Here is a 23,422-nt window from a genome sequence, read left to right as displayed (position 1 = left end):
GAACAAGAGGTCAATTAACCCAATGAGCCAAGGAATAGTGATAGATACGTCTATCACTATTCCTTGATTCGCAAGAGCTATCGGGTATAAGAAGTTTTCAACCATTTACTCATCCGGTAGCACGACAAATGTTTGATGCCGGACTAAAGGCGGCGCAACCGTTTTACTCGAGTTGTTCGGTTAAGGAGTGCATGACGATGAGCGATTATATTTTAGAGATGAACCGAATTTCCAAAGAATTCACGGGCGTTAAAGCGCTATCCGACGTCACTTTTAAGGTAGAACGAGGCGAGATTCACTGCTTGATCGGCGAAAACGGGGCAGGTAAATCCACGCTGATGAAGGTGCTTAGCGGCGTTTATCCGCACGGCACCTATTCGGGGGATATCGTTTTCGAAGGAAGCGTGCAGAACTTCGGCAAGATCAGCGACAGCGTGAAAACGGGAATCGCAATCATCTACCAAGAGCTGGCTTTGTTCCCCGATCTTACGGTCTACGAAAATATTTTCGCGGGTAACGAAGTGAAGCGCGGCGCGTTAGTCGATTGGAATCAGACGATCGTGCAAGCTAAGCAAATGCTGCAGAAGGTAAAGCTGAACGTGAATCCCGAGACGTTGATTAAAGAATTGGGCGTAGGCAAGCAGCAGCTCGTCGAAATCGCCAAAGCGTTAAGCAAGAACGTCAAGCTGCTTATTTTGGATGAGCCGACGGCCGCGCTGAACGAGAACGATAGCGAGAACCTGCTGGAGCTCCTCCGCGAGCTGAAAAATCAAGGCATCACCTGCATTATGATTTCGCACAAGCTGAAAGAAGTCATCGCGATCGCCGATAAGGCCACCGTGCTCCGCGACGGCCGTACCATCTGCACGCTCGATGCTTCCAAAGGAGAAATTTCCGAAAGCATCATCATTAAGAACATGGTCGGTCGGGAGATCGACGATATTTATCCGAAGAGAGCTAACAAAGCTATCGGTAAAACGATTCTCGAGGTTAAAAAATGGAGCGCGCATGATCCCCAATTGGGCAGGCAAGTCGTGAAGGAAGTTAATCTGCACGTTAAAAAAGGCGAAATCGTCGGAATAGCCGGCTTAATGGGCTCCGGACGCACGGAGCTGGCGTTAAGCATCTTCGGCAATCCGAAGTCTTATAAACTGCAGGGCGAATTATTGCTGGACGGTATCCCGAGAACGATTAAGCATCCGAGCGAAGCGATCAAGGCAGGTATTGCTTACGTAACCGAAGACCGGAAGGGCGACGGATTATTCCTGATTCAAGACATTAAGAGCAACGTTACCGCCGCGAATCTTCGCGCGATTTCCTCAAGCGGGGTAATCAACGTTAACGAAGAAGTCAAAGTCGCTAACCAATACAAAAATAATTTAAACGTGAAGGCGCCGTCCGTAGAACAGATCGTCGGCAATCTGAGCGGTGGCAACCAGCAAAAAGTGTCGTTGGGCAAGTGGCTTTTCGTCGGTCCTAAGCTATTGATCTTGGATGAACCGACGCGCGGTATCGACGTCGGAGCTAAGTTCGAAATCTACACGATTATGAACAAGCTGATCGATGAAGGCATGAGCATTATCATGATTTCTTCCGAGCTTGGGGAAGTGCTGGGGATGAGTGATCGCATCTATGTCATGGCAGAGGGCAGAATCAAAGGCGAATTGTCGATAGACGAGGCCGATCAGGAGAAAATCATGCAATACGCAACGCAATAGGAGGAACACCTATGAATTTTGTTAATGAAGCCAAGTCGTTAGTCAAAGTAAACATTCGCGAATACGGCATGTATATCGCCTTGTTCGTAATCATGCTGACCTTCTCGATCATGACGGACGGATTGTTCATGTCTTCCCGGAATATCAGCAATCTGCTTGATGCCACGGGGTATATAGCCGTATTGGCCGTCGGCATGACTCTCGTAATCGTCATTCGGCATATCGACTTGTCCGTCGGATTCGCGGCCGGATTCATGGGAGCGATCGCCGCGATCCTCCTGACGCAGGCGGGAATTCCGTTCTACCTTACGATTCCGATTATCCTTGTGCTTGGCGTCGTCATAGGGATGTTCAACGGCGTGTTGGTCGCCTCGATCGGTATTCCCTCATTCGTTGCCTCATTGGCAGGCATGCTTATCTTTAGGGGAGCGCTGCTGCAAGTGACGGAGAAAACCGGAACGATCAGCATCAAGGACGATCACTTTAACGCGATCGGCAACGGGTTTATTCCTTCGATAGCCAAAATCAACGGATTGAACCTGCTTTCCTTGATTTTAGGCGTTGTCGTCATTATTTTGTATATTTACAGTGAATTCTCGCAGCGCAAGAGCAAGGTCAAATACAATTTCGAAGTCGTATCGAAAAGCATTTTCACGGTTAAAGTCGTTTTCGTGTCCGCCATCATCGCTTATATTACATGGATCATATCCGGCTACAACGGGTTTTCCTGGACGGTAATCATTATGCTAATCGTTGTTGTGATCTATCACTTCCTGACGACGAAAACGGTGCTCGGCAGACATATTTACGCCGTGGGTAGCAACCCGGAAGCCGCACATCTAAGCGGTATTAACGTTAAAAAAATTACCTACATCGTATTCGGTTCCATGGGGATGTTATCCGCGCTTTCCGGCATCCTGTTTACTTCCCGCTTGCAATCGGCAACGACGACCGCGGGTACTTTGTTCGAGCTGGATGCGATCGCGGCCGCTTACGTCGGCGGCGTTTCGGCTGCCGGAGGCGTGGGCAAGGTGACGGGTTCCATTATCGGCGCGATCGTCATGGCGTCGCTTTCCAGCGGGATGAACTTGCTGGGAGTCGGGGTTTCCTACCAATACATGATTCGCGGGGCAGTGTTGGCCGCTGCCGTAATCTTCGATGTCATGACACGTAAAAAGAGAAGTTAAACCATCATCAGCCTCCAAAAGCCGTTCCCGACTCGTCCGCGTTATCGCGGGGGGTTGAGGACGGCTTTATTTGCGTGTTAAGCTAATTTGACCACGAACTAGTGCGCCGATTGCGAGGAAAGGAAGAACACGAAGTGACGAATGGTGCTTTACCGATAGACTCTGTGCTTCCTGAACTGCTTCTTTCGTTGAGATCTTCCGGCAACGCCATTCTTATTGCGGCGCCGGGGGCGGGGAAAACGACCCGGGTTCCGCTCGCCTTGTTAGGCGAAGCTTGGCTTGAAGGGCAAAAGATTATTATGCTGGAGCCGCGGAGACTAGCCGCGAGAAGCTCCGCTAAATATATGGCCGACAGGCTGGGAGAACCAGTCGGAGCAACGGTCGGTTATAGAGTGAAAATGGATACGAAGGTCGGCCCGCGAACCCGGATCGAGGTCGTTACGGAAGGCGTGCTGACGAGAATGCTGCAAGCCGATCCCGCTCTGGAAGGGATCGGTCTCGTCATCTTCGACGAGTACCATGAGAGAAGCTTGCAAGCCGATTTGGGACTAGCGTTGTGCTTGCAATCTCAAGCTTTGCTGCGGGAAGATCTGAAGCTGCTCGTCATGAGCGCGACGCTGGAGGCGGAGCCTGTTGCAGAGCTACTTGGCGGAGCGCCAGTCATTAGCAGCGAGGGGCGCAGCTACCCGGTAGAGACGATATATCGTCCCAAGCCGAGCGGCGTATATATGGAAGATTCCGTTACGCAAGCGATTATGGATGCTTTGCGGATGCACGCCGGAGATATCCTCGTCTTCCTGCCGGGGGCGGGGGAAATCCGTTCCGTGGAGGCTAAGCTGAGAGGGAGAATCTCTGCGGAAGCTGGCGTACGGGTGTTTCCCTTGCACGGCAGCATGACCGCCGATGCGCAAGATCAGGCGTTAGCACCGTTGCCTTCGGGTCAGCGCAAGGTTGTGCTGGCAACCTCGGTTGCGGAGACGAGCCTCACCGTGGAAGGTATAACCGTCGTTATCGATAGCGGTCTTAGCCGCGTATCCCGCTTTTCTCCCCGAACGGGGATGTCCCGCCTGGAAACCGTTGCGGTGTCCGCGGCTTCCGCGGATCAGCGCCGCGGCCGGGCCGGAAGATTGATGGCGGGTACCTGTTACCGTTTGTGGAGTCAAGAGGAGCAGCAAGGCTTAGCAGCCCGCAGCGTACCTGAAATATTGGAGGCGGATTTGGCTCCCCTCTTATTGGAGCTGTCCGTGTGGGGAGCGCGGGATGTCATGGAATTGAATTGGTTGGATGCACCGCCGCTTCCGGCGTTACAACAAGCCCGCGAATTGCTGGTTCAGATCGGGGCCATGGATAAGAGCGGAAAGTCCGTTACGGCGCATGGGAAGAAAATAGCCGAATTCGGACATCACCCAAGGCTAGCGCACATGCTGATCCGCGCCGAATCTCTTGGGCTCGGCGGCTTAGGCTGCGAACTGGCCGTATTGCTGGGAAACCGGGATTTTATCCGTTACGAAGGCAGGGCGCAGAGCGCGGACATCCGGGTGCGAGTGGAAGCTCTTCGGGGCGGCGGAGCGTACGCCGTGGACGAAGGGGCTAGGCGCAGGCTGCTGGAAGAGGTCAAAAGGCTACAGCGCGAGCTTGGCATTCGCTCGGAATCCGGTTTGGAGTCGAATCTTCTTCAAGAGATAGGGCTACTACTCGCCTTCGCTTATCCGGACAGAATCGGCAGGCAACGGGATAACGGCAAATATTTGTTGAGCGGGGGAAGAGGAGCGACGTTCGCGGGCGGTCAGACGCTTGCGCACCAGCCATGGATCGTCGTGGCCGACGTCGATGATACGGGAACGGACAGCCGGGTTCGATTGGCCGCCTCCATCACGTTTGAACAATTATCCTTGCATCTGCATAAGGAAATCAACGTGGAAACGCATATTTATTGGGACTCCGAAGCAAAGGCTGTTCGAGGCCGTTCCCGCAAGAAGCTAGGTGCGTTGCTGCTGGAAGAGATACCGCTAAGCAAACCTCCCGCGGAGCGCGTGGCTCAAGTATTGCTTGAAGGCATTCGAACGGAAGGCTTGGATTTGCTTCCATGGACCAAGGCGGCGCGCCAATTGCAGGAGAGAACCGTTTTCGTTCGCCATCACGATAGCTCTTGGCCGGATCTGTCGGACGAAGCGCTGCTAGGTTCGCTTGAGAATTGGTTGGCAGGCTACATTGATGGATTGAAGGGGAAGTCCGATCTGCAGCGGCTGAATCTGAAGGACATTCTGGAATCGATGTTATCTTGGGAGCAAAGACGGGAGCTCGAGAACGCCGCTCCGACCCATTGGGCCGTTCCCAGCGGATCGCGGGTGCCCGTCGATTACGCGGATATGGACGCGCCGGCGGTGTCCGTCCGTCTTCAAGAGCTTTTCGGTTTACCCGAGACGCCCCGAATTGCCGGCGGTCGAGTGCCGCTAACGCTGAGATTGCTGTCCCCCGCGCAACGTCCGGTTCAGGTGACGAGGGATTTAGCCAGCTTCTGGAGCAATGCCTATTTCGAGGTGCGTAAAGATCTGAAAGGCCGTTATCCGAAGCACTATTGGCCGGACAATCCGCTGGAGGCCGAGGCTACGCGGCGAGCGCGCCCTTCTAAAACATAAATAAAGTAGTTCGAAGGGGCGATCGCAATGCGTCCAAAATGGATAAAACTTCATTTCAAAGAAAACGCGATGTGATATGATGAAAAAAGCTGAAAGCTAGCGAACGCTGACGAAAGAGAAGCGGGGTGCGAGTGTGACGGATCAGGGGAATGGAAGCGGACGCGATACCGTAATCCGACTAGCCAATCGCTTAAGCGAACTGGATCGTTTGCATGCCTTTTTCGACGAACTCGGCGGTCGATCCGATTGGCCGGACAAGTTGAAATGGGACTTGACGTTATCGTGCGAGGAATTGCTGACCAATACGATTAATTACGGATTTCCTCGGGACGACGGGAATTATCTGATTACGGTAGCCGTGAACGTGGAACCGGGACGGATTGAAATTACGTTGGAAGACGAGGGAATCGCCTTTAATCCTCTTGAACAGGAACAACCGGACATCCATTTAGGAATCGAGGAGCGGGATATCGGGGGGCTCGGCATTTTTTTCGTCAGGAAATTAATGAGCGAAGTCGTCTACGAGAGAACCGACGCCGGCAATCGAATCGTTTTACGTAAATTTCTGTGACGCATTAGGAGGAAACAAAAGATGAACATCGTAACCACGCAGCGCGACGGCGCTACGGTAATGAGCATAGAGGGACGCTTGGACGGGCATCATGCGCAAGCGGCAGAGGCGGCTTTCATCGCGTTGGCCGGAGAAGGCCATACCCGGTTCGTCTTCGATTTCGAGAATATGCAATACATAAGCAGCGCGGGCTTGCGGGTCGTGTTGGTGGCGGCGAAAAAAATCAGAAGCCTGCAAGGACGTTTGATATGCGCGAATATGAGCGATCAAGTGCGCGACGTGTTCGAAATGTCGGGATTCTTGAGCATTTTGGAAACGGCGGCTTCCACTGAAGAAGCCTTGACGCTAGTAGTCTCGTAATACAAAGGTTCATAAAGACAGCTTTAGGCCCGAGTGCAAAGGTAGGTGATGGCCCGTGAACGGGCAGTGGATCGACTTGTCTATAGGCTTGGCGGTTGGGGGAATTCTCGGATTGGGAGCGATGGGTTTGATTTTGCGCGGTCGTGCGCGTCGCTCTAAAGTATTGTTCGACATCAGCATGCAGCTGAATTCGACTTTGAAGCGCCGGGAACAGATGGAGCTTATAATGAATACCGCCAAGCGAGTGCTTCCGGTCGAAGCGGCTTCCGTTCTGCTAGTCGATCCGGTAACGGACGAGCTCTTCTTCGAGCTTGCCCAGGGTGACAAAGGAGAGGAAGTTCGGGAAATCAGGCTGAAGGCGGGTGAAGGAATCGCCGGCTACGTAGCGCAAAGCGGACAAAGCGTTATCGTGAACGATACGAAGGGCGATCCGAGATGGTCGAACCGGGTAGCCGAACGTACCGGGTTCGTGACCCGAAACCTGTTGACCGTGCCCATCACGAACAGGGATCGCGTCGAAGGAGTACTTCAAGTCATCAATAAGAACGGTTCGCGGCCGTTCACGAAGCGGGATCGCGTGTTGCTGGAGCACGTAGCTCAGCCGATGGCAGTGGCGTTGGAGAACGCGCGGCTCTACGAGCAGGTGGAGCAATCGCTGGAAGCGCTTAAGACGACGACGGCTATCAAGGAGCGATTGGAGAGCGAACTGCAGATCGCCGGTACGATCCAGATGAGCTTCTTGCCGAGGACGATGCCGTCCTCGCAAGAGCCGTACGACGTATGCGCCTTGCTCAAATCCGCCAAGGAAGTCGGCGGAGATTTCTACAACTTCTTCAAGATCGACGACGATCATCTGTTCTTCGCTTTGGGTGACGTGTCAGACAAGGGAATTCCGGCCGCGTTGTTCATGGCGGTGACGCTAACGCTTCTCAAGGGCAAGATGAATCCCGGCTTATCTCCGGGCGAGTTATTGACGATGGTTAACGGGGAACTGGCCCGCGATAATCCACTGGTTTTCGCGACGATCGTCTGCGGAGTATTCACATGCTCGACGGGCGAGGTCGTTATGAGCGAAGGCGGGCATTGCACGCCTTACGTCGTTCGGGCCGGCGGGAATATCGAAGCGGTGAAGTTGAAAAAAAGCTTGCCGCTTGCAGCGATGGAAGACGCCGTGTACCACGACGGATATTTGACGCTGGAGCACGGAGACCGGTTGCTGCTCTATACGGACGGAATTACGGAAGCCGAGAACGCGGCACAGGAGCAGTATTCCCCGGCGCGCTTGCACCAGTTTCTCGAGATGACTCCCGGGATGTCGAGCGCCGAGATCATCGACGCCTTGCTGATGCACGTATTCATGTTCGCCGATGGAGCTCCGCAGTCCGATGATATCGCGGTATTGACGTTATTACGGCGGTAGGGCTGGCGTAGTAAGAATGGTGGTTTTCTAGCTGGCGGGATAGCGGAACCGGGTTGTTACTACTTAGGTACCCGCTATCCAGTACGATGGTAATCATCATTATTCAAGCCAAGAAGCCATATTGAATACAAAGTAGGATGAAGAACATCGCTATTGATCGAATTTTCGGAAGGAATACCATAATTTTAGAATAATAGCGATATTAAACATCCTTATCCAGCTTATATTTTGATCATGCATTGAAATTACATGGATTAACATCGCTATTGGATATGTACCCAAGAGAGCTTCTTTTTATAGACCCGAGTAGTAACAACCGGGTCCTTTAATAGGACCTTGAAAGCGAGAATCGGCGAAATAGTGGAACCAGGTTCCGTTAATGTGGTCGTGGGTGCGGGATAATAGATTGGGGAACGAATAAATTGTCTATTAGTGAAAGTAATGTAGTTGATTTTATTGGAACTGACCGGAATGAAAATAAAGTTTATCTTAGTATCTCTGACCATCTAGGTTGGACAGAAGCTGAAGAATATAATCATTTACTTCTACTTCAAGAAAAATTAAATACTTATATTGAATTCGTTAAAAGTGGACAAATCTATGAAGATTATCCAGATGCTTGTGATAAAAAAATTGAAATAGTACTCTATTCAAAATTTGAAATAAGCCCAATTGTTAGAGAGTTTTTGACAAGAGCAGAGGGATTTTTAAGAGAATTGGGAATTACGTTGAATCAAATAACAAAAAGTGAATAAGACATTTACAGCGTATAAACCATATTCACGTTTCGGGGCATTCGCCCTTCGGTCCGGACGGAGTTAGAAGAAGATTAGGGGAGTAATTGGCAGTAGCAAGGAAGCAGATTCAGCCGGACACACCCGCACCACCTAACCGCATCACGGCTAGTACCTTCGGTGCCGCCTTAATGTGGTGGGGCGTCGTGAGTACAAGGAACGTTTTCCGTTGTGCGAAGTAGCTGAAATCATAGGAAGAGGAGATGTGTTGTGTTGGTGCATCCAGAGCCCTATCGAAATGGACAAGAGCATCTGGAGGACGAGCTCGGGTGGTTGGAAGCAGGGTTTCGCGCACTGCTTGATATCGGCGGCGGAAATCCGCATGCCAATCCTCTGTTAGGTTCCAGAGGGCTAGTCGTGACGGCAGACGAACTTAGGGAATCGGATCCGGATCCCGACGGGGAGAATACGGGAACGATTGAAGTCTGGCAACGGTATATTGACGAAAGACGGGCTTACGAGAAGGACATTGCCGCTTCCGCGGAAGCCTCGTTCGAAGCAGGCATCGGTTTGCCGTTGTCCCAGCTCTGTTCCCGGCTTCGGTTGACGGTTTGGGAACGCCGATTCATTGTTCTCTGCCTGGCGGCGGAACACAGCCGGAAATACGAGAAATGGCTAGCGTATTTCAACGATGACGTGACGTGCAGGGCGCCGACGCCGGATTTGGCGTATCGGCTTCTTTGCGATGCGGCCGGGGAGCGGTCTAAGGCAAGACGGTTATTGAGCGGAGGCGGATCTCTTCGCAGCATTTTGTTGGAGTCGCCAGATCCCTACGATAACGTTCCGGCAGGCGCTTCGGTTCGGCCCAAGTTAAAGACGGCATTGAGATTGGATGAGAGGTCCGTTAGTTTCCTCATGCAGACGGAAGAGTTGGATGCCCGGCTGCAAGGAATCGTGACCGCGTGCGAGCCGCAGGAGCTTTCGGATCTTCCCGTCCTCGTATGGGACGACCCGGTCTATCGGTCGCTCCAAGGCTTGGCGGATTACCCTTCCGTCGAATCGGCAAGCGTCCCCTTCGTTCATTTATCCGGTCCGGTCGGCGGCGGGAAGCGATTGCGTCTTAGACATCTAGCCAGTTCTAGAGAACAGCGGCTTCTGAACGTGCTTCTTAGAGGGCTGCCGTCGGATTCGGAGCGCGCCGTAATCGCGATGTCCCGGATCGTAAGGGAAGCCGTTCTCACGGACGCCGTCATCTGCTTGACCGAGGAACACGCCGTCGCCGGCTCCGCCGTGCCCCATCTCGAGTTATGGCATGAAGCGTTGAACGAGTATGTCCGATTTTCCCGCAGGCCGATCGTCTGCTGGACTTCCAACGTCAAGCGGCAATCGTCCGAATTGCCGTTGCCCGCGCGCGCGGGGTGGATCTACGGAGAGGTCGGCATACCCGACGCGTCGATACGGGCGGCTTTCTGGACGGCGGAAGCGCTGGAATCGGAAGGGGATGTTCAGGAATCGACGAGACAGCAGCTCGCGGACAAGTACCGGTTTACGCCGGGGCAGATCGAGAGCGCATGGAGACAGGCGATGGCATTGGCGACAAGCCGCGGAGACCGCTATCCAACAAAGGAAGACTTGGAAACAGCGAGCCGGGGACAATTCAGGCACCGTCTAGCTCAATTGGCGGACCGCATCGTTCCCGCGAGGTCATGGGAAGACCTGGTCCTTGCGGAAGAACCTTATTCTCTCATTAAAGAAGCGTGCAATAGGTTTCAGCATCGCGAGACGGTGTACGAACGGTGGGGCTTCGGCCAGAAGCTGCCTTACGGTAAGGGATTGAGCATGCTTTTCTCGGGTCCGCCCGGTACGGGAAAGACGATGGCGGCGGAAGTCATTGCCGGAGAACTCGGCTTGGAGCTGTATCGGATAGATCTATCCCGGATCGTGAGCAAATATATCGGCGAAACGGAACAAAGGCTAAGCGAGCTGTTCTCGGAAGCGGAGAACAGCGGCGCGATTCTATTTTTCGACGAGGGAGACGCGCTCTTCGGCAAACGCACGGAAGTGAAGGACGCGCACGACAAATACGCCAACATAGAAGCGGCCTATTTGCTCCAGCGGATCGAAGCCTATGATGGCGTGACCATTCTAGCTACCAACCTGCTTCAGAACATGGACGAGGCATTGATCCGAAGAATGAGCTTCGTCGTCAAATTTCCGTTTCCCGGACCCGCGGAGAGAGAGCTCATCTTCCGCGCTCACCTTCCTTCCAAGGCTCCGCTGTCGGAAGGCTTGGATCTGGCGTTCTTGGCAGCCCGGTTGGACGTTTCCGGCGGGTATATCAAGAACATAGTTCTAGCTGCCGCATTCCTGGCGGCGACGGACGGCAAGCCGATCGGAATGGAACATTTCGTGCGGGCCGCAAGGCAGGAATTAAGAAAAATGGGGAAAATTCTCGTTAAAGAAACATTCGCCCCGTATTTTGACGAATTCAACGAAACATTTGGATAGTCAGCCAGATTTTTTACAGTTATAATAGGTTTATCTTGGCGAATTTTTCAAGAACCTATCGGTTTTTGTTGGATCGTGGAAGGAGGAGCTCTCATCGGAGGATATACCGTTATCGCGGATGTCGGCTCCAGCCTGTTGAAGCTGCTTCGGGAGCAGCTGTCTCCGGATCCCGTGCCTCGACCGGACTTGATCGGCATGGCCTCTCCAGTCGACAAGGGCGACTTTGTTCTCTCTCTCTACCTGGGTAGCATTCGGGAGAACGGAGAAGCAAGACGGAACGAAATGCAGCCTCAAGGCGGCGTACTTAGATATCCCCCGCTTGCGATCGATCTTCATTTTATCCTGACTGCGCATTCGACTGCCGATCTGCATACCCGAACCTTGGACGAGCATCGCGTCTTAGGCAAGGCGATGCAAGTATTGTACGACAACTCCGTGTTGCGCAGCCCGTATTTGGAAGGGACGCTCGCGGAGAACAACGAGGAATTGCGCGTTACCGCGGAGAACTTCAGCACGGAGCAGCTTATGCAGCAATGGCAGTTCGGGGATAATCCGTACAAGCTGTCGCTCGCTTACCGCGTAGGACCGGTTTTGCTGGAATCCAACCGCGTGAAGCCTGGACCGCGCGTCCTGGAGCGCAATATCACGTTGCGCGACAAGGGAGGCGGAGGTTCTTGATCCGGGCGGAAAGAACGTTCGTTACCCGTTGTTCCTTAGTCGTAAAGCCCGTCGATGCTTGGACGGGTTATACGCCGGGCGTTTCCTCCATACGAGTATCGCTCGCGGAAACGGACCGCAAGCCCATTCGGACTTCGGATGGCAGCTATGCATTCCTGGACTATCCCGGGAAAACCTGCACTTTGGTTATCGCATCATCTACATATTTGGAATACCGCAAAGAAATCGAATTGCCGGAGTCGGGTCTCGAACTTCCGATATTCACCGTAAGCTTGATGCCTAACGGCGTTTATGTTCCGCCCATGGCCGCAACGGGACTCGCCGTCAAAGTATGCGACGGATTAGGCGTGCCTCTACAGGGAGCGCAATTGTCGGCTTACATAGACGACGAAGCCGCCGTTAGAGGGAGATTGGCCGAGGAGAAAACCGACGGAGAAAGCTTGCGTATCCGGATTTCTCCGGGTAATGGCAAGCTGATGCCGGGAGACTCGTTCGTATTGCGCGACAAAGAAGGAACGGCTATGGATTGGGGTTACATGACCGATCTGCAAGGCGACGCTTCCGTTCTCGTGCTTGAACGGCCGTTTACCCGGATATGGAACCGCGGAACGAGATTGTTGCCTGCCGTCCGGACCTTAAGCGACAAGAACGGAATGGCCGTCATCCCTTTCAGAGGGCTATTGCCCGCCGTATGTCCGGTTCACGTGGAAATCGTGGCCGGAGACCGGACTTGGAACGCTGTTTGGACGGCGGAGGGCGGCCGGGTGGTACGGATGGAGCCCGTCCGTCTGTAGGAAAGATGAAGTCGTGCGTGACGTTGATTGGGCGGAATGCTCTAGGGCAAAGCGTTTCCGGTTGACGATTTGATAAACCTATTAATAGAGAGGAGGAACTGGTTTTCCCCATACGAACAACTAGAAGAAACATGCATCGCGTCGTATGAGTGGAGAAACCGGGTAACATGGCAGAGTATTTGTCGCCTGGGGTGTACGTAGAGGAATTCGAGAGCGGTTCTAAGCCGCTCGACGGCGTAAGCACGAGCACGGCCGGTTTCATCGGGCTGGCGCAACGGGGTGCGGTTGAAGGATTGCCGTTGCTCATTACTAGTCCTGCCGATTTTCAACGTAATTTCGGTTCTTACTTGTCCGAAAGCGCGTTCGGAAGTTATCGCTACCTAGCGTACGCGGTAGATCAATTCTTCACGAACGGCGGTTCCCGTTGTTACGTCATGCGCGTCGCACCGTCGGATGCGCAATTGGCAACCAACGTGGGTTCGGTTTCCGAGAAGTTGAGCATCACGACCAAGAATCCCGGAGCATGGGGCAACTTGGTAAAGGTCGTTATTACGGATGCAAGCAAAGCAAAGACTCAAATCTATGAAGTTACGGATAAGCGCTATCGCGTGAAAAACGCGGGCGGATTCTATGCGGGCGACGTCGTTGCATTCAATGCGGGCGGAGAAACGCAATACAATCGCATCGTCAGCGTGCAAGGTAACGTAATCGAGCTTGCGGACGAATTGTCCGGCAATGTGGTTGACGAGGCGCTGTTACCGACAAAAGTATTGTCCACTTGCGAGTTTTCCCTTCACGTGATCTATAGCGACGAAGTGGAAAGCTTCGAGAAGGTATCCCTTAACCCTGAAGCGCCGACATACGTGGAGAAAGTGGCGGGACGTTCCAACTTGGTCAACGTTCGGGCATTAGTCACTTCGACGGATGCGACTCATCCTTTCGATTCGGTAGCCGGTATCGGTACCGAAGGCAAAGTCGAGTTCGTGCTCGCGGGAGGAACGGACGGTTCCGTTTCGGGTATCGCGGCTTCCGATTTCATGGGAGAAGATCGCGGTCCGGGTCGCCGTACGGGAATTCAAGCGTTCATCGATAACGACGTAGTAAGCATCATGGCGATTCCGGGAGTTACGGATGCCAACGTGCAATTGTCTCTAGTCGCGCATTGCGAGAACTTGGGAAGCCGGTTCGCGATCTTGGATATTCCGCGCGAGAAGACGAAAGTCGCGGACGTCATGACTCATCGCAACCTGTTCGATTCCAGCTATTGCGCTCTTTATAATCCTTGGTTATCCGTGTTCGACCCGCTCGACAAGAGAAACATTTTCGTTCCTCCTTCAGGAACGATCGCGGGGATCTATTCCCGTTCCGACAATTCACGCGGCGTGCAAAAAGCGCCTGCCAACGAAGTGTTGCGCGGCGTAGTCGGCCTGGACGTTCAATACAACAAAGGCGAACAAGACATCCTGAATCCTGCGGGCGTAAACTTGATCCGTTCTTTCACGGGACAAGGCATTCGCGTATGGGGCGCTAGAACGGCTTCCTCCAATACGCTGTGGAAGTACGTCAACGTACGCCGTTTGTTCATCTTCTTGGAAGAATCGATCAAAGGCGGCACCAACTGGGTCGTGTTCGAGCCGAATAACGAACAGCTATGGGCTCGCGTTCAACGGACGATCGACGCTTTCCTTACCCGGATCTGGCGCGATGGCGCATTGATGGGCAGCAGCGCCGGCGAAGCGTTCTACATCGATATCGGACGCAGCACGATGACGCAAGACGATATCGACAACGGTCGCCTTATCTGCGTAATCGGCGTAGCGCCGGTTAAACCGGCCGAGTTCGTCGTCTTCCGCATCACTCAGAAAACAGGATCCGAATAAGCCGAATATAAATTGAACGGAAGGGGATACCCATGCCAGGAGAACGTAATGATCCGTATCGCAATTTTAGATTCCGTGTGGAGATTGAAGGATTGGAACAAGCCGGCTTCAGCGAAGTAGCCGGGTTCGACGCTTCATTCGACGTCGTGCAATATCGGGAAGGCAATGAAGTCATTACCCCCCGCAAGCTTCCGGGCTTAGCGCGTTACGGCAATATCACGCTTAAGTGGGGCTCTACGGAATCCATGGAATTATACGAGTGGGTTCAAGAGTGTCTGGAAGGCACGATCGAACGCAAAACGGTTACGATTATCGCCATCGATGACGAAGGCGGAGACGTGGCTACTTGGCAGGTTATCGAAGCATGGCCTACCCGTTATACCGCTCCGGGCTTTAACGGATCGGGCGCGGAAGTGGCCATCGAGCTGCTCGAGCTTGCTCATGAGGGCATGACCCGCACGGCATAATGTTTAATACCCCACTTCGGACTTCTTGAAACGGGGTAACAATAAAGTTTAACGGTAGCGGTATTCGTATCGTTCCGACTCCTTTCGTCGCAATAGCGTTGCTAGATAACGCTATTGCGCGATAAAGAGCCGAATTTCGAGGCTCAACCCGGCAATAACGTTAGGAGATAACGTTATTCACGCGGTACTTTAAGCAAGTACCGACATAGCGTTATGCCGTAACGCTATTGCAATAAGCTATATCGCGGTTGCAATTGCGCCAATAGAATAGCGATTTACCGACAAGGGAGGCCCTCTCTCTTGTTTTCCTTTTTTATATAACGAGTTAGGAGTGAAACTTGTCATGGCTTTTCAAACGGAATACGACTTCGAATTGCCTAGAGGATATGTCGACGATAGCGGCACGCTGCACAAGCGCGGCGTTATGAGACTGGCTACGGCGGCGGATGAGATATTGCCGATGCGCGATCCGCGGGTACAGCAAAATCCGGGTTACCTTTCTATTATTCTTTTAGCTCGCGTCATTACCCGACTTGGGGACGTGAAGCACGTAGATACGAAAACGATAGAGAAGCTATTCACTGCCGATCTGGCGTACTTGCAAAATCTGTACCGTCAGATCAACGACATGGAAGCGCCTAAGCTGCATACCGCTTGTCCGAAATGCGATCACGAGTTCGAGGTGGAAGTCGATTTTTTATCCGTAACGGAGGGCCTCTCGTAGGGAATTCGCCTGAGCGGCTCTACGAGGAAGTCGGCTTTATCGCCTATTATTTCCATTGGGCCCATGATGACGTCATGAACATGGATCATCGCGAACGCCGGCGATGGTGCGACGAAATATCGAAGATCAATCGGAAGCTAAACGACGAGCCGGATAAGCAGAACGTATTCGACGTGTTCGGAAAGAGGTGACGACGGAACGTGACGGTAGCCGCAAGCAATCACAAAGTGAACGGAGCGTTTCGCTTCGTTGTCGAGCTGGACGGCATGTTGGTAGCCGGCTTCTCGGAGGTTCAGGGACTGGAATCGCAGATCGAATACGAGGAAATACGCGAGGGTGGAGTGAACGGCTACGTTCATCGGCTACCCAAAGGCGTCAGGAACTCTCCGATCGTATTGCGAAGGGGATTATCCTCCTCTCAGGAACTTTGGAATTGGTACTCGCAATCTTCCTTAGGTACCGTGTCTCGCAAGAGCGGTTCCATCATTTTGTATAAGCAAGACGGGGCAGAGCTTTGCCGTTGGAATTTTTTTGATGCCTATCCCACGAAATGGACGGGTCCAAGCCTGAATGCCGCGACAAGCGAAGTGGCCATCGAGACGGTCGAGCTCGTGCACAACGGCATCAAGACGATATTCCGTCCCTAGGTAATAACAAGCAGGAAATTAGCTAGCTTTGAGCTCATTGCGGAAAACGGGAAGGAGGGAGGATGAAGGATGCGACGTATCATTGAGTGGAATAAACCCGCAGCTAATTTGAAGGTAACCCATGAATGGTTCGCGAACACCATATCCGGCAAGTACGGACCCATCCGCCGCGGCGTCAAAAGCGGTTCGCCCTTGATTTTCAGGGTAGCGTCCAAAGAAGGCCGTAAGGCCGTCCGCAATCCCTTCCCCCGCTCTTTATATAATGCTACTCAGGCTCCGATTCATAAGCCGGCGGTTGCTCCTATCGTAACCGTAAAGGAAACCCGGACGGTCGATCGGGAACGCGTTGTCGAGAAGGAACGTATCGTTGAACGAGAGATAGTCGTCGAAAAAAGAATTGTCGTAGAACGCGAGAAAATCGTGGAACGAGAAAAGGTTGTCGACAGAGACAAGGCTGTCGATCGCGATAGAATCGTCGAACGGAACAGGATCGTCGAACGCGATAAACCCGTCGATCGGGAGAGAATAGTAGAACGCGATAAACCCGTCGATCGGGAGAGAATAGTAGAACGCGATAAACCCGTCGATCGAGATAGAATCGTCGAAAGGCGAATCGTCGAGCTTCGGGAAGTAGACCGGATTATCCTCGAACAGCGTCGTTTAAGAGAGCAAGCTATAAACGGACCTTCGCCGGTACAAGCCGAACGGGCATCGCATCCTCGGAGTTCCGGTCAAGTGGATGCTAGTTCGAAGAGTATAAGGAAATCTGTAGCTAATACGAATACTAATGCTGGACCAAATAGGCAAAACTCCGACAACGTCAACTCGCCGATGAACCCGCTAAAGGAACCTCAGGCGAATGAGGGCTTCGATATGGCAATCACGGGAGTTGGCGATGAAACCAGGTTAAGGCAAGCACAAGCGCCGGAGTCGACCGACTCGCAATCGGTAGAAACTGCCGGTTTATCCTCCCGACGAAATAATGGCAAGAACGCTCTCGCGAAAAGAATCGCAAGCAATGTTGCATGGCCGATCATCGCGACCGCGAACATCGTATTTCGTCGTATCGGCAACGCTCGCAAGACGGATATTCGAACGTCAAAATCGTTGCCTCAACGCGACGTCGTGAAGAAACCGAAGCTATCGCCGCTTCCGATTTTGGAACAAGCGACCGGATTGGCACCGCGGAATAAGGGAGTAGCCGACTCCGCTAACGTTATTTTGATCAATCGAAAGCTTAATCTGCGGAGAATCCAAGCAGAGAATGCAACTAAGGCTATGGAAGCCGGAGCGGGTGCAAGATCATACAGGTTATCGCAAGCAGGAAATCCCGGTCGAATGTTGGCTGAGGGGGAAATTTCTCAAAAGTATCCGGCTATCAATCACGAGGTGCGGTCCTTATCCGTTCCTCCGGTCATGGAACCGGAAATCCTAGAAGCATACACTGCGACCGTTGCCTCTGGAACCTTTTCGATCCTAGCCTCTTCGGATCGGAAGCAAGTCGAGTGGAAGCTGTACAAGCCTCTGATCGAAACGGGCGACAAGCTTAGCGGCGACACGGTTAGCCTGAAAGAGTCCGCGCCTCTGCGCTTGATTCTTCGGCGGATCGCGGATCAAGAAAAGGCCAGCATGGCTAAGAGGGAAGGCAATAACCGGGGGATTGTCCGCGAGGGGAATACTCAAAGCCTACTAACAGGCGATATTCTCTCCGAGATCAATCCCTATCTCCAACGGACGGAAAGCGAATTGCGCTTAAGACCGGGCTCTCTGAAGCTATCTCCGCGAATGATAAAGATAAGCTTGGGGGCGGAGCAAACCGAGAGCGTTGCGAATCAAGCTCGGCATAACAGAGAGAACACCGAGAGGCATTCGGAAATCGGTTACCTTAATGGCGAACGAACGCGACGGAACGAGGTCTCGGCGTCCGAGATTCCCCGGACATTCGAGCCAACCGGCCCGGTCATGGCGCGGTACGTTAGACAGACGAATCGCGAAGCTATTCCTTTTGTCCAACGCAAGGACATGAGAACTTTGCTTAAAAGTATGGATAGTAAGCAGAAGCCGGAATCGTCGTTGCCAATATCGTCTATCCAGTATCGACTGGCACAGAGAGCGATCGAACTTCGCGACCAACCTAAGAAGGCATTTCTATTGAGAAAGTCCGCGGAACTAGCTCAACGTTCGCGCAAGGTTCCCGATAATAACGGGACCGACCCCCGAAGTCCAGCGGAAGGGAATGTACTCGCCGCGCCGGGAATCATCGGAGAAATGGCTTCGAGGATTGCAGGTTTGATCAAAGCGACGCCATCGAATATAACCGCAAGAGCTAGATCGATCGGCAACACGGCAGCCTCGAATCGTACGCCAGTCCTGCTGCAACGCATGGCGGCTAAGTCGGTGCCGGACTCTATTAAACTGCATCGCATGAATAAGAGGAACAGATCCATTGGAACGAACTTGCCGTTAAAACCGGACTTGCAATCTTCTCCCACTGCCACGTCGAATGCACGAGAGAGGAATATTCATTCTTCGGCCTCGATTCTAGGCAATGGAATCGACCAGCGTACGAAGTTCACTTATCCGACTCCATCTTCAATGCTATCTGGAAAGCCGACTCCAACATTATCAGGAACGCCGACTTCAATGCTATCGGGAGCGGTGAAGGAAACGGTTCTAGATGTAAGCAAGAGGCCAGGGATCGACGATGGTAAGTCAGGAATGATCCATCGTAGCGAGGCATCGCCGCAAATTACGGAAGAGGTTCAACTCTCGACGAAACCAACGTCTCATAATGGCAACGTCCTGAACGCTGAACCGTCTTCGCCTTTAAGGGACGAGACAATCGGTACGGAATCTTCTCCGGAATCGTCTTCGGAAGCGGCGGCGGTACCAGGTGTTTGGCGGAGTCAGGGAGTTCGGACTCCATCGAGGCTCATTAGACGAATGCCCTCATCGATTTTGCCTATGAGTGCGACTATACGTACGACTATACGCAGGAATGAAAATAACCCGAAGAACTCAAGACAATCTAGCCAGGGTTCATTAGCACAAACGGAAGCCCGGTACCCGGCGACGATCAGGTCAGGCGCAACTTCAACCCGGAGCCTCGGGCGCATATCTTCGGACGGCGAAGAGGCGGCGGTGTGGAGCGCTCCGTCCGCCAGAGCTCAACTGGTGCGAAGAAGCCCTCGTCCCGCGAACGGATCTTTTGAACGGGGTCGGATTCAATCTACCGATTCTTCCATGGCGAATAACGAGACTCGTTCGGCGGAATCGCAATCACCAGCCGTTCGTAGTGGTGTCGTCGTACCCCTTGTTCAATCGTCAAGAAGAGTACGGACGGATGATCGACCTTCGGCACCGGGAGCTTCGATGTCGGCCTCGAATACGCGGCAGTTGGTTCGCCGGAACGTGATGCCAATCGGGCAGCACCGGCCGATTTCGCCGACGAGGACGACGATTCCGGGTACTCCGAGCCATGATGAACCGCTGCAAGGAACACCGGTTATACTCCAGCCCAGCGTTAAGTTTTCATATGCCTTGACGGCGGCGAAAGGCGCTCGAGGTAGCGAAGCCCCAATCGTGACCGCTAGCGAGGGAACAGCGGGTGAGCATTCCCAGACTCCGTCGATGGATCTGCGCCGCAATGCACGCGAAGCCGCACCGGCTGAACAGGCTCCATCTAGCATGGCCACGGCGGAGACGCCCGTTCAGGAAATCAATCAGGAGCAGTTGCAGAGGGCAATCAGCGCCTTGCCGCAGCTTGATCCGGATCAACTGGCGGATCAGGTGTACAAATCGTTGATGAAACGAATGAAGTTCGAGCAACGACTTCGCGGGTTCTAGTTCTAGGTTAAGTAGCTTACGCAGGAACGAGTTAATCAACCGAAATCGTTCGCAGCAACACAAATCGAGTAGAGATAACGAAGCTACATCGTTAATTCAGCCGACCAAGCGAGAATGGAGCAGAAATAACGAAGCTACATCGTTAATTCAGCCGACCAAGCGAGAATGGAGCAGAAATAACGAAGCTACTTCGATAATTCCGTCAACCAAGCGAAAATCGCCTCGAGATAACGAAGTTACTTCGTTAACTCTGAAACTAACTTGAATGAACGCCAAGGGGAATGTACCGCGAGGCGGCACGGCTATCAGGATAAGCGAAATTAAAGGAGAGGGGGAGCGGAGTTGGCATTAAGCAAAGCGAAGATCATTATCATTAAAAGCAGCTCGCAGGAAACGGTTGACGTCTTGTTTAATCCGAACGAGTACGTGCTGCAGTCGGGGAACCAATTTTCATGGCAGACGATTCCCGGTCTCCAGTCCCCGATCGCGCAATTCGTGAGCGGCGAAGCGACGACGTTAACGATGGATCTCTTCTTCGATACTTACGAGAAGGGCACCGACGTGAGGACGCACACCGCCAAAGTATCGGGACTATTGAACGTCGACCGCGATTTGCACGCTCCTCCGATGTGTCGGTTCGTCTGGGGTTCGCTAGACTTCAAAGGCGTTGCCGAGAAGGTGCAGCAGCGCTTCACGATGTTCCTCGATTCGGGATTGCCGGTACGGGCGACGTTAAACGTCACTTTCCGGGCGGTCCAATCGATGACCGAGCAATACCAGAACGTCCCGCGCCAGAGCGCGGACAGAACGAAGCAGAAGATGCTGAAGCAAGACGAGCAATTGTGGATGCTGGCGGCCGAGGAATACGAAGACGCGGGACAGTGGCGATCCATCGCGGAAGCGAACGGAATTGACAATCCGCGCAAGCTGCCGGTCGGACGCAAGCTAATCATACCAAGGCTGGAGTGAGAGTATCGTGGCGACCATTAAATTCGACAGCACCACATACGTATTCGCCGACCTGGAGCAGAAATACCGCCATTTCTTCGCTCCCGCGTTCGATATCAGCGTGGATGGGCAGAGCTTCACGCTGCAGAAGATCGCGGTATCGACTGTTACCGTAAGCAGCACAACGGATCAGAAGTCGGATTCCTTTCAATTTCGGGTCGAAAACGCTTATGATGCCGTGGCACGCCAGTTCAAGTGGCTAGGATCGCTCATCGATGTCGGAAAAACGATCTCGATCAAGATGGGCTACACGGACAAGCTAGAGTTGGTGTTCGACGGCATCATCACCGGATTTACGGTCGACTATCCTTCCGAAGGACAACCAACCATCTCGGTTCAAGGGATGGACCGGTCATGTCTCATGATGCGGACCGTTACGTCTAACCTTTGGTTGAACAAGAAAGTCAGCGACGTCGTCAAGGAAATCGGCGGCAAATATAGCCTGCAGTTAAACGTGGACGACACTTTAACGCCAAAGCCGTCAATCGAGCAAATGCGCAAGAGCGATTTTCACTTCTTGAGGGATTTGGCCGAGGAAACCAACCATGACTTTTTCGTCCTCGGACAGAAGCTTTATTTTCGCAAAATCAATCCTTCCGCAAGTCCCGTCATTACGCTTATGTACGGTAAAAACCTCAAGAGCTATTCCGTGTCCGTGGATATTTCCAAACAAGTGAGCAAGCTCATTTACCGCGGTACCGATCCCCAGTCATGGGAATCTTTCGAGGCGACGGCCCAGGGGGTAAACAAAATCGGCAATAACGGCAGGACGGGTCAGGACATCATGGCGGCTTTGTCCAGCAATACCATAGAAACGGTTTACAGTAACGCGTCATCGCAAGCCGAAGCGCAGGAGCTAGCTAACTCGATGCTCAATGAACGCGCGATGGAGTTGGTCAGCGGCGAAGGCGAATGTATCGGAATACCGGAAATTCGTGCCGGAAGACACATTAAAGTCGAAGGATTAGGCGCTCAATTCAATCAGCCCTACGTTCTATGCGCGGTTACTCATACGATCAACAGCCAAGGTTATACGACTAAATTCGAAGTGGAAGGGAATGCGATCTAATGCCTTCTATGAGCGATTTCTTTCCATCTCAATCCGATAGGGGCTCCGGCGGAGGGCAAAGCACGGTGAGCGGCGTCATGGTCGCCACGGTAACGAACAATCAAGACCCCGAAGGCTTAAATCGCGTGAAGCTTAAGTTCCCCTTGCGGGAAAATGCCCACGAAACCGACTGGGCGCCGATTACGTCGCTCATGTCCGGAAGCAGCATGGGGACCTTGTTCGTTCCTGAGGTCGGAGACGAGGTGCTCGTGGCTTTTCTCCTGGGAAACTTGAATCAGCCGTTCGTGATCGGTTCCTTATGGAACAAAACGAAAAAACCGCCGGCGAAGGACGAGAAAAACAATCTTCGTAAAATCTATTCCCGCGCGGGGCACGAGCTCATTTTCGACGATACGGATTCGAAGGGCAAAGTGACGCTGCAAACGAAACAAGGAATCAAGCTCGAGATCGACGACGCGAACGAGAAAATCACGCTCGGAACGAAGAGCGACGCGCAATCGGTCGTGTTGGCGGGCAGCAGCGCGGGCACGATTACGATTAAGTCGGGTTCGAACAAGATCACGATTGACAACAAGGGCGATATTAAGATCGAATCTACCAAAGAGATTTCAGTCAAGAGTACTCAAGTCAATATAGAGGCAACCGCGGCCTTGAAAATAAAAGCGGGAGCCAAGCTGGATCTCATGTCGGACGGTATCGTTACGATCAAAGGCGCGATGGTCAAAATCAACTAAGCAGCGGAGGGGGGAGTAATCGATGAGCGCAGCATTCTTGGGCAGAGGCTGGAAGTTCCCGGTAACGGTGGATGCCACGACCGGGCGATTCCTGCTCTCGGAAGGCGAAGACGACATCGCGGAAGCCGTTCGCATTATCCTGATGACTTCCAAGGGGGAGCGAGTCATGCGTCCCGACTTCGGCTGCGGACTGAGGGACTTCGTGTTCGGCACGACCGACGAAACGACGATGAGGCTTCTCGAGAGCGATATCACCCAAGCAATCACGGTATGGGAGCCGCGAGTAACCGACGTCGAAGTGGAAGCTAAGCTCGACCAATCGCAATCCGGACGACTGCTCTTAAGCATCACCTACACCGTTAGATCCACTAACAACTTATTTAATCAGGTATACCCCTTCTACTTGGAAGAAGGCACGAAATAAACGGGAGCGACAAA

General features: G+C 52.9%; 20 protein-coding genes. All 20 read left to right on the top strand.

All coding sequences use genetic code 11. From position 1 onward, the window contains the following. Positions 1 to 197: 197 nt before the first annotated feature. The 20 genes from DFP95_RS19210 (at position 198) to DFP95_RS19115 (ending at position 23,408) form a co-directional block, all read left to right on the top strand. Positions 198 to 1,718, top strand: coding sequence for an ATP-binding cassette domain-containing protein (locus tag DFP95_RS19210; protein ID WP_115994305.1), 1,521 nt, complete (start codon positions 198 to 200; stop codon positions 1,716 to 1,718). Between the two features lie 11 nt (positions 1,719 to 1,729). Beyond that, positions 1,730 to 2,905 carry a sugar ABC transporter permease gene (locus DFP95_RS19205; protein WP_115994304.1) on the top strand — a complete coding sequence of 392 codons (1,176 nt, stop codon included), beginning with the start codon at positions 1,730 to 1,732 and terminating at the stop codon, positions 2,903 to 2,905. A 134-nt stretch (positions 2,906 to 3,039) separates the two neighbouring features. Continuing rightward, a complete protein-coding gene (gene hrpB / locus DFP95_RS19200) occupies positions 3,040 to 5,544 on the top strand; it encodes an ATP-dependent helicase HrpB (RefSeq protein WP_115994303.1) in 2,505 nt (834 codons plus the stop codon). A 133-nt stretch (positions 5,545 to 5,677) separates the two neighbouring features. Next, a complete protein-coding gene (locus DFP95_RS19195; protein ID WP_181907517.1) occupies positions 5,678 to 6,115 on the top strand; it encodes an ATP-binding protein in 438 nt (145 codons plus the stop codon). Between the two features lie 21 nt (positions 6,116 to 6,136). Continuing rightward, the gene (locus tag DFP95_RS19190; RefSeq protein ID WP_115994301.1) at positions 6,137 to 6,475 is read left to right on the top strand and encodes an STAS domain-containing protein; all 339 of its coding nucleotides are present in this window, start codon (positions 6,137 to 6,139) and stop codon (positions 6,473 to 6,475) included. A 55-nt stretch (positions 6,476 to 6,530) separates the two neighbouring features. Beyond that, positions 6,531 to 7,895, top strand: coding sequence for a PP2C family protein-serine/threonine phosphatase (locus DFP95_RS19185; protein WP_115994300.1), 1,365 nt, complete (start codon positions 6,531 to 6,533; stop codon positions 7,893 to 7,895). Between the two features lie 422 nt (positions 7,896 to 8,317). Then, entirely contained in the window at positions 8,318 to 8,650 is a 333-nt protein-coding gene (locus DFP95_RS19180) for a DUF6572 domain-containing protein (RefSeq protein WP_115994299.1), read from the top strand. Between the two features lie 249 nt (positions 8,651 to 8,899). Beyond that, positions 8,900 to 11,137 carry an ATP-binding protein gene (locus DFP95_RS19175; protein WP_147304187.1) on the top strand — a complete coding sequence of 746 codons (2,238 nt, stop codon included), beginning with the start codon at positions 8,900 to 8,902 and terminating at the stop codon, positions 11,135 to 11,137. Positions 11,138 to 11,212: 75 nt separating this feature from the next. Next, positions 11,213 to 11,815 (top strand): Pvc16 family protein, encoded by a 603-nt coding sequence (locus DFP95_RS19170; protein ID WP_245987738.1) that lies wholly within the window; start codon positions 11,213 to 11,215, stop codon positions 11,813 to 11,815. Beyond that, positions 11,812 to 12,609, top strand: a complete 798-nt coding sequence (locus tag DFP95_RS19165; protein WP_115994297.1) for a hypothetical protein — start codon at positions 11,812 to 11,814, stop codon at positions 12,607 to 12,609. Before DFP95_RS19170 ends, DFP95_RS19165 begins: the two co-directional genes overlap by 4 nt. A gap of 167 nt (positions 12,610 to 12,776) precedes the next feature. Further along, a complete protein-coding gene (locus DFP95_RS19160) occupies positions 12,777 to 14,489 on the top strand; it encodes a phage tail sheath subtilisin-like domain-containing protein (RefSeq protein WP_115994296.1) in 1,713 nt (570 codons plus the stop codon). Between the two features lie 32 nt (positions 14,490 to 14,521). Continuing rightward, a complete protein-coding gene (locus tag DFP95_RS19155; RefSeq protein ID WP_115994295.1) occupies positions 14,522 to 14,956 on the top strand; it encodes a phage tail protein in 435 nt (144 codons plus the stop codon). A 343-nt stretch (positions 14,957 to 15,299) separates the two neighbouring features. Then, positions 15,300 to 15,680 carry a phage tail assembly protein gene (locus DFP95_RS19150; protein WP_115994294.1) on the top strand — a complete coding sequence of 127 codons (381 nt, stop codon included), beginning with the start codon at positions 15,300 to 15,302 and terminating at the stop codon, positions 15,678 to 15,680. Beyond that, complete coding sequence (locus DFP95_RS29705) at positions 15,620 to 15,871, top strand: DUF6760 family protein (RefSeq protein WP_342768264.1); 252 nt, start codon at positions 15,620 to 15,622, stop codon at positions 15,869 to 15,871. The genes DFP95_RS19150 and DFP95_RS29705 overlap by 61 nt, the downstream gene beginning before the upstream one ends. A 9-nt stretch (positions 15,872 to 15,880) precedes the next feature. Next, positions 15,881 to 16,327, top strand: a complete 447-nt coding sequence (locus DFP95_RS19140) for a phage tail protein (RefSeq protein WP_245987737.1) — start codon at positions 15,881 to 15,883, stop codon at positions 16,325 to 16,327. A gap of 69 nt (positions 16,328 to 16,396) precedes the next feature. After that, a complete protein-coding gene (locus DFP95_RS19135) occupies positions 16,397 to 20,173 on the top strand; it encodes an IMCp domain-containing protein (RefSeq protein WP_115994293.1) in 3,777 nt (1,258 codons plus the stop codon). A gap of 342 nt (positions 20,174 to 20,515) precedes the next feature. Next, positions 20,516 to 21,142 (top strand): CIS tube protein, encoded by a 627-nt coding sequence (locus tag DFP95_RS19130; RefSeq protein WP_115994292.1) that lies wholly within the window; start codon positions 20,516 to 20,518, stop codon positions 21,140 to 21,142. A gap of 7 nt (positions 21,143 to 21,149) precedes the next feature. Further along, positions 21,150 to 22,250, top strand: coding sequence for a phage late control D family protein (locus tag DFP95_RS19125; protein WP_115994291.1), 1,101 nt, complete (start codon positions 21,150 to 21,152; stop codon positions 22,248 to 22,250). 65 nt (positions 22,251 to 22,315) lie between these two features. Beyond that, entirely contained in the window at positions 22,316 to 22,984 is a 669-nt protein-coding gene (locus DFP95_RS19120; protein ID WP_245987736.1) for a phage baseplate assembly protein V, read from the top strand. A gap of 22 nt (positions 22,985 to 23,006) precedes the next feature. Continuing rightward, complete coding sequence (locus tag DFP95_RS19115) at positions 23,007 to 23,408, top strand: GPW/gp25 family protein (protein WP_115994290.1); 402 nt, start codon at positions 23,007 to 23,009, stop codon at positions 23,406 to 23,408. The last annotated feature ends 14 nt before the right edge of the window (positions 23,409 to 23,422 follow it).

Origin of the sequence: Cohnella lupini, from assembly GCF_003386205.1 — a bacterium.
Classification (GTDB): domain Bacteria; phylum Bacillota; class Bacilli; order Paenibacillales; family Paenibacillaceae; genus Cohnella; species Cohnella lupini.
The sequence above is the reverse complement of the archived record's forward strand: the minus strand, read 5'-3'. Positions and strand labels throughout refer to the sequence as shown.

Bases quoted from the DNA above. Each gene is read 5' to 3' on its own strand.
- DFP95_RS19210 (WP_115994305.1), top strand. From the start codon at position 198: ATGAGCGATTATATTTTAGAGATGAACCGAATTTCCAAAGAATTCACG.
- DFP95_RS19205 (WP_115994304.1), top strand. From the start codon at position 1,730: ATGAATTTTGTTAATGAAGCCAAGTCGTTAGTCAAAGTAAACATTCGC.
- DFP95_RS19190 (WP_115994301.1), top strand. From the start codon at position 6,137: ATGAACATCGTAACCACGCAGCGCGACGGCGCTACGGTAATGAGCATA.
- DFP95_RS19160 (WP_115994296.1), top strand. From the start codon at position 12,777: ATGGCAGAGTATTTGTCGCCTGGGGTGTACGTAGAGGAATTCGAGAGC.
- DFP95_RS19155 (WP_115994295.1), top strand. From the start codon at position 14,522: ATGCCAGGAGAACGTAATGATCCGTATCGCAATTTTAGATTCCGTGTG.
- DFP95_RS19150 (WP_115994294.1), top strand. From the start codon at position 15,300: ATGGCTTTTCAAACGGAATACGACTTCGAATTGCCTAGAGGATATGTC.
- DFP95_RS29705 (WP_342768264.1), top strand. From the start codon at position 15,620: ATGCGATCACGAGTTCGAGGTGGAAGTCGATTTTTTATCCGTAACGGA.
- DFP95_RS19135 (WP_115994293.1), top strand. From the start codon at position 16,397: ATGCGACGTATCATTGAGTGGAATAAACCCGCAGCTAATTTGAAGGTA.
- DFP95_RS19115 (WP_115994290.1), top strand. From the start codon at position 23,007: ATGAGCGCAGCATTCTTGGGCAGAGGCTGGAAGTTCCCGGTAACGGTG.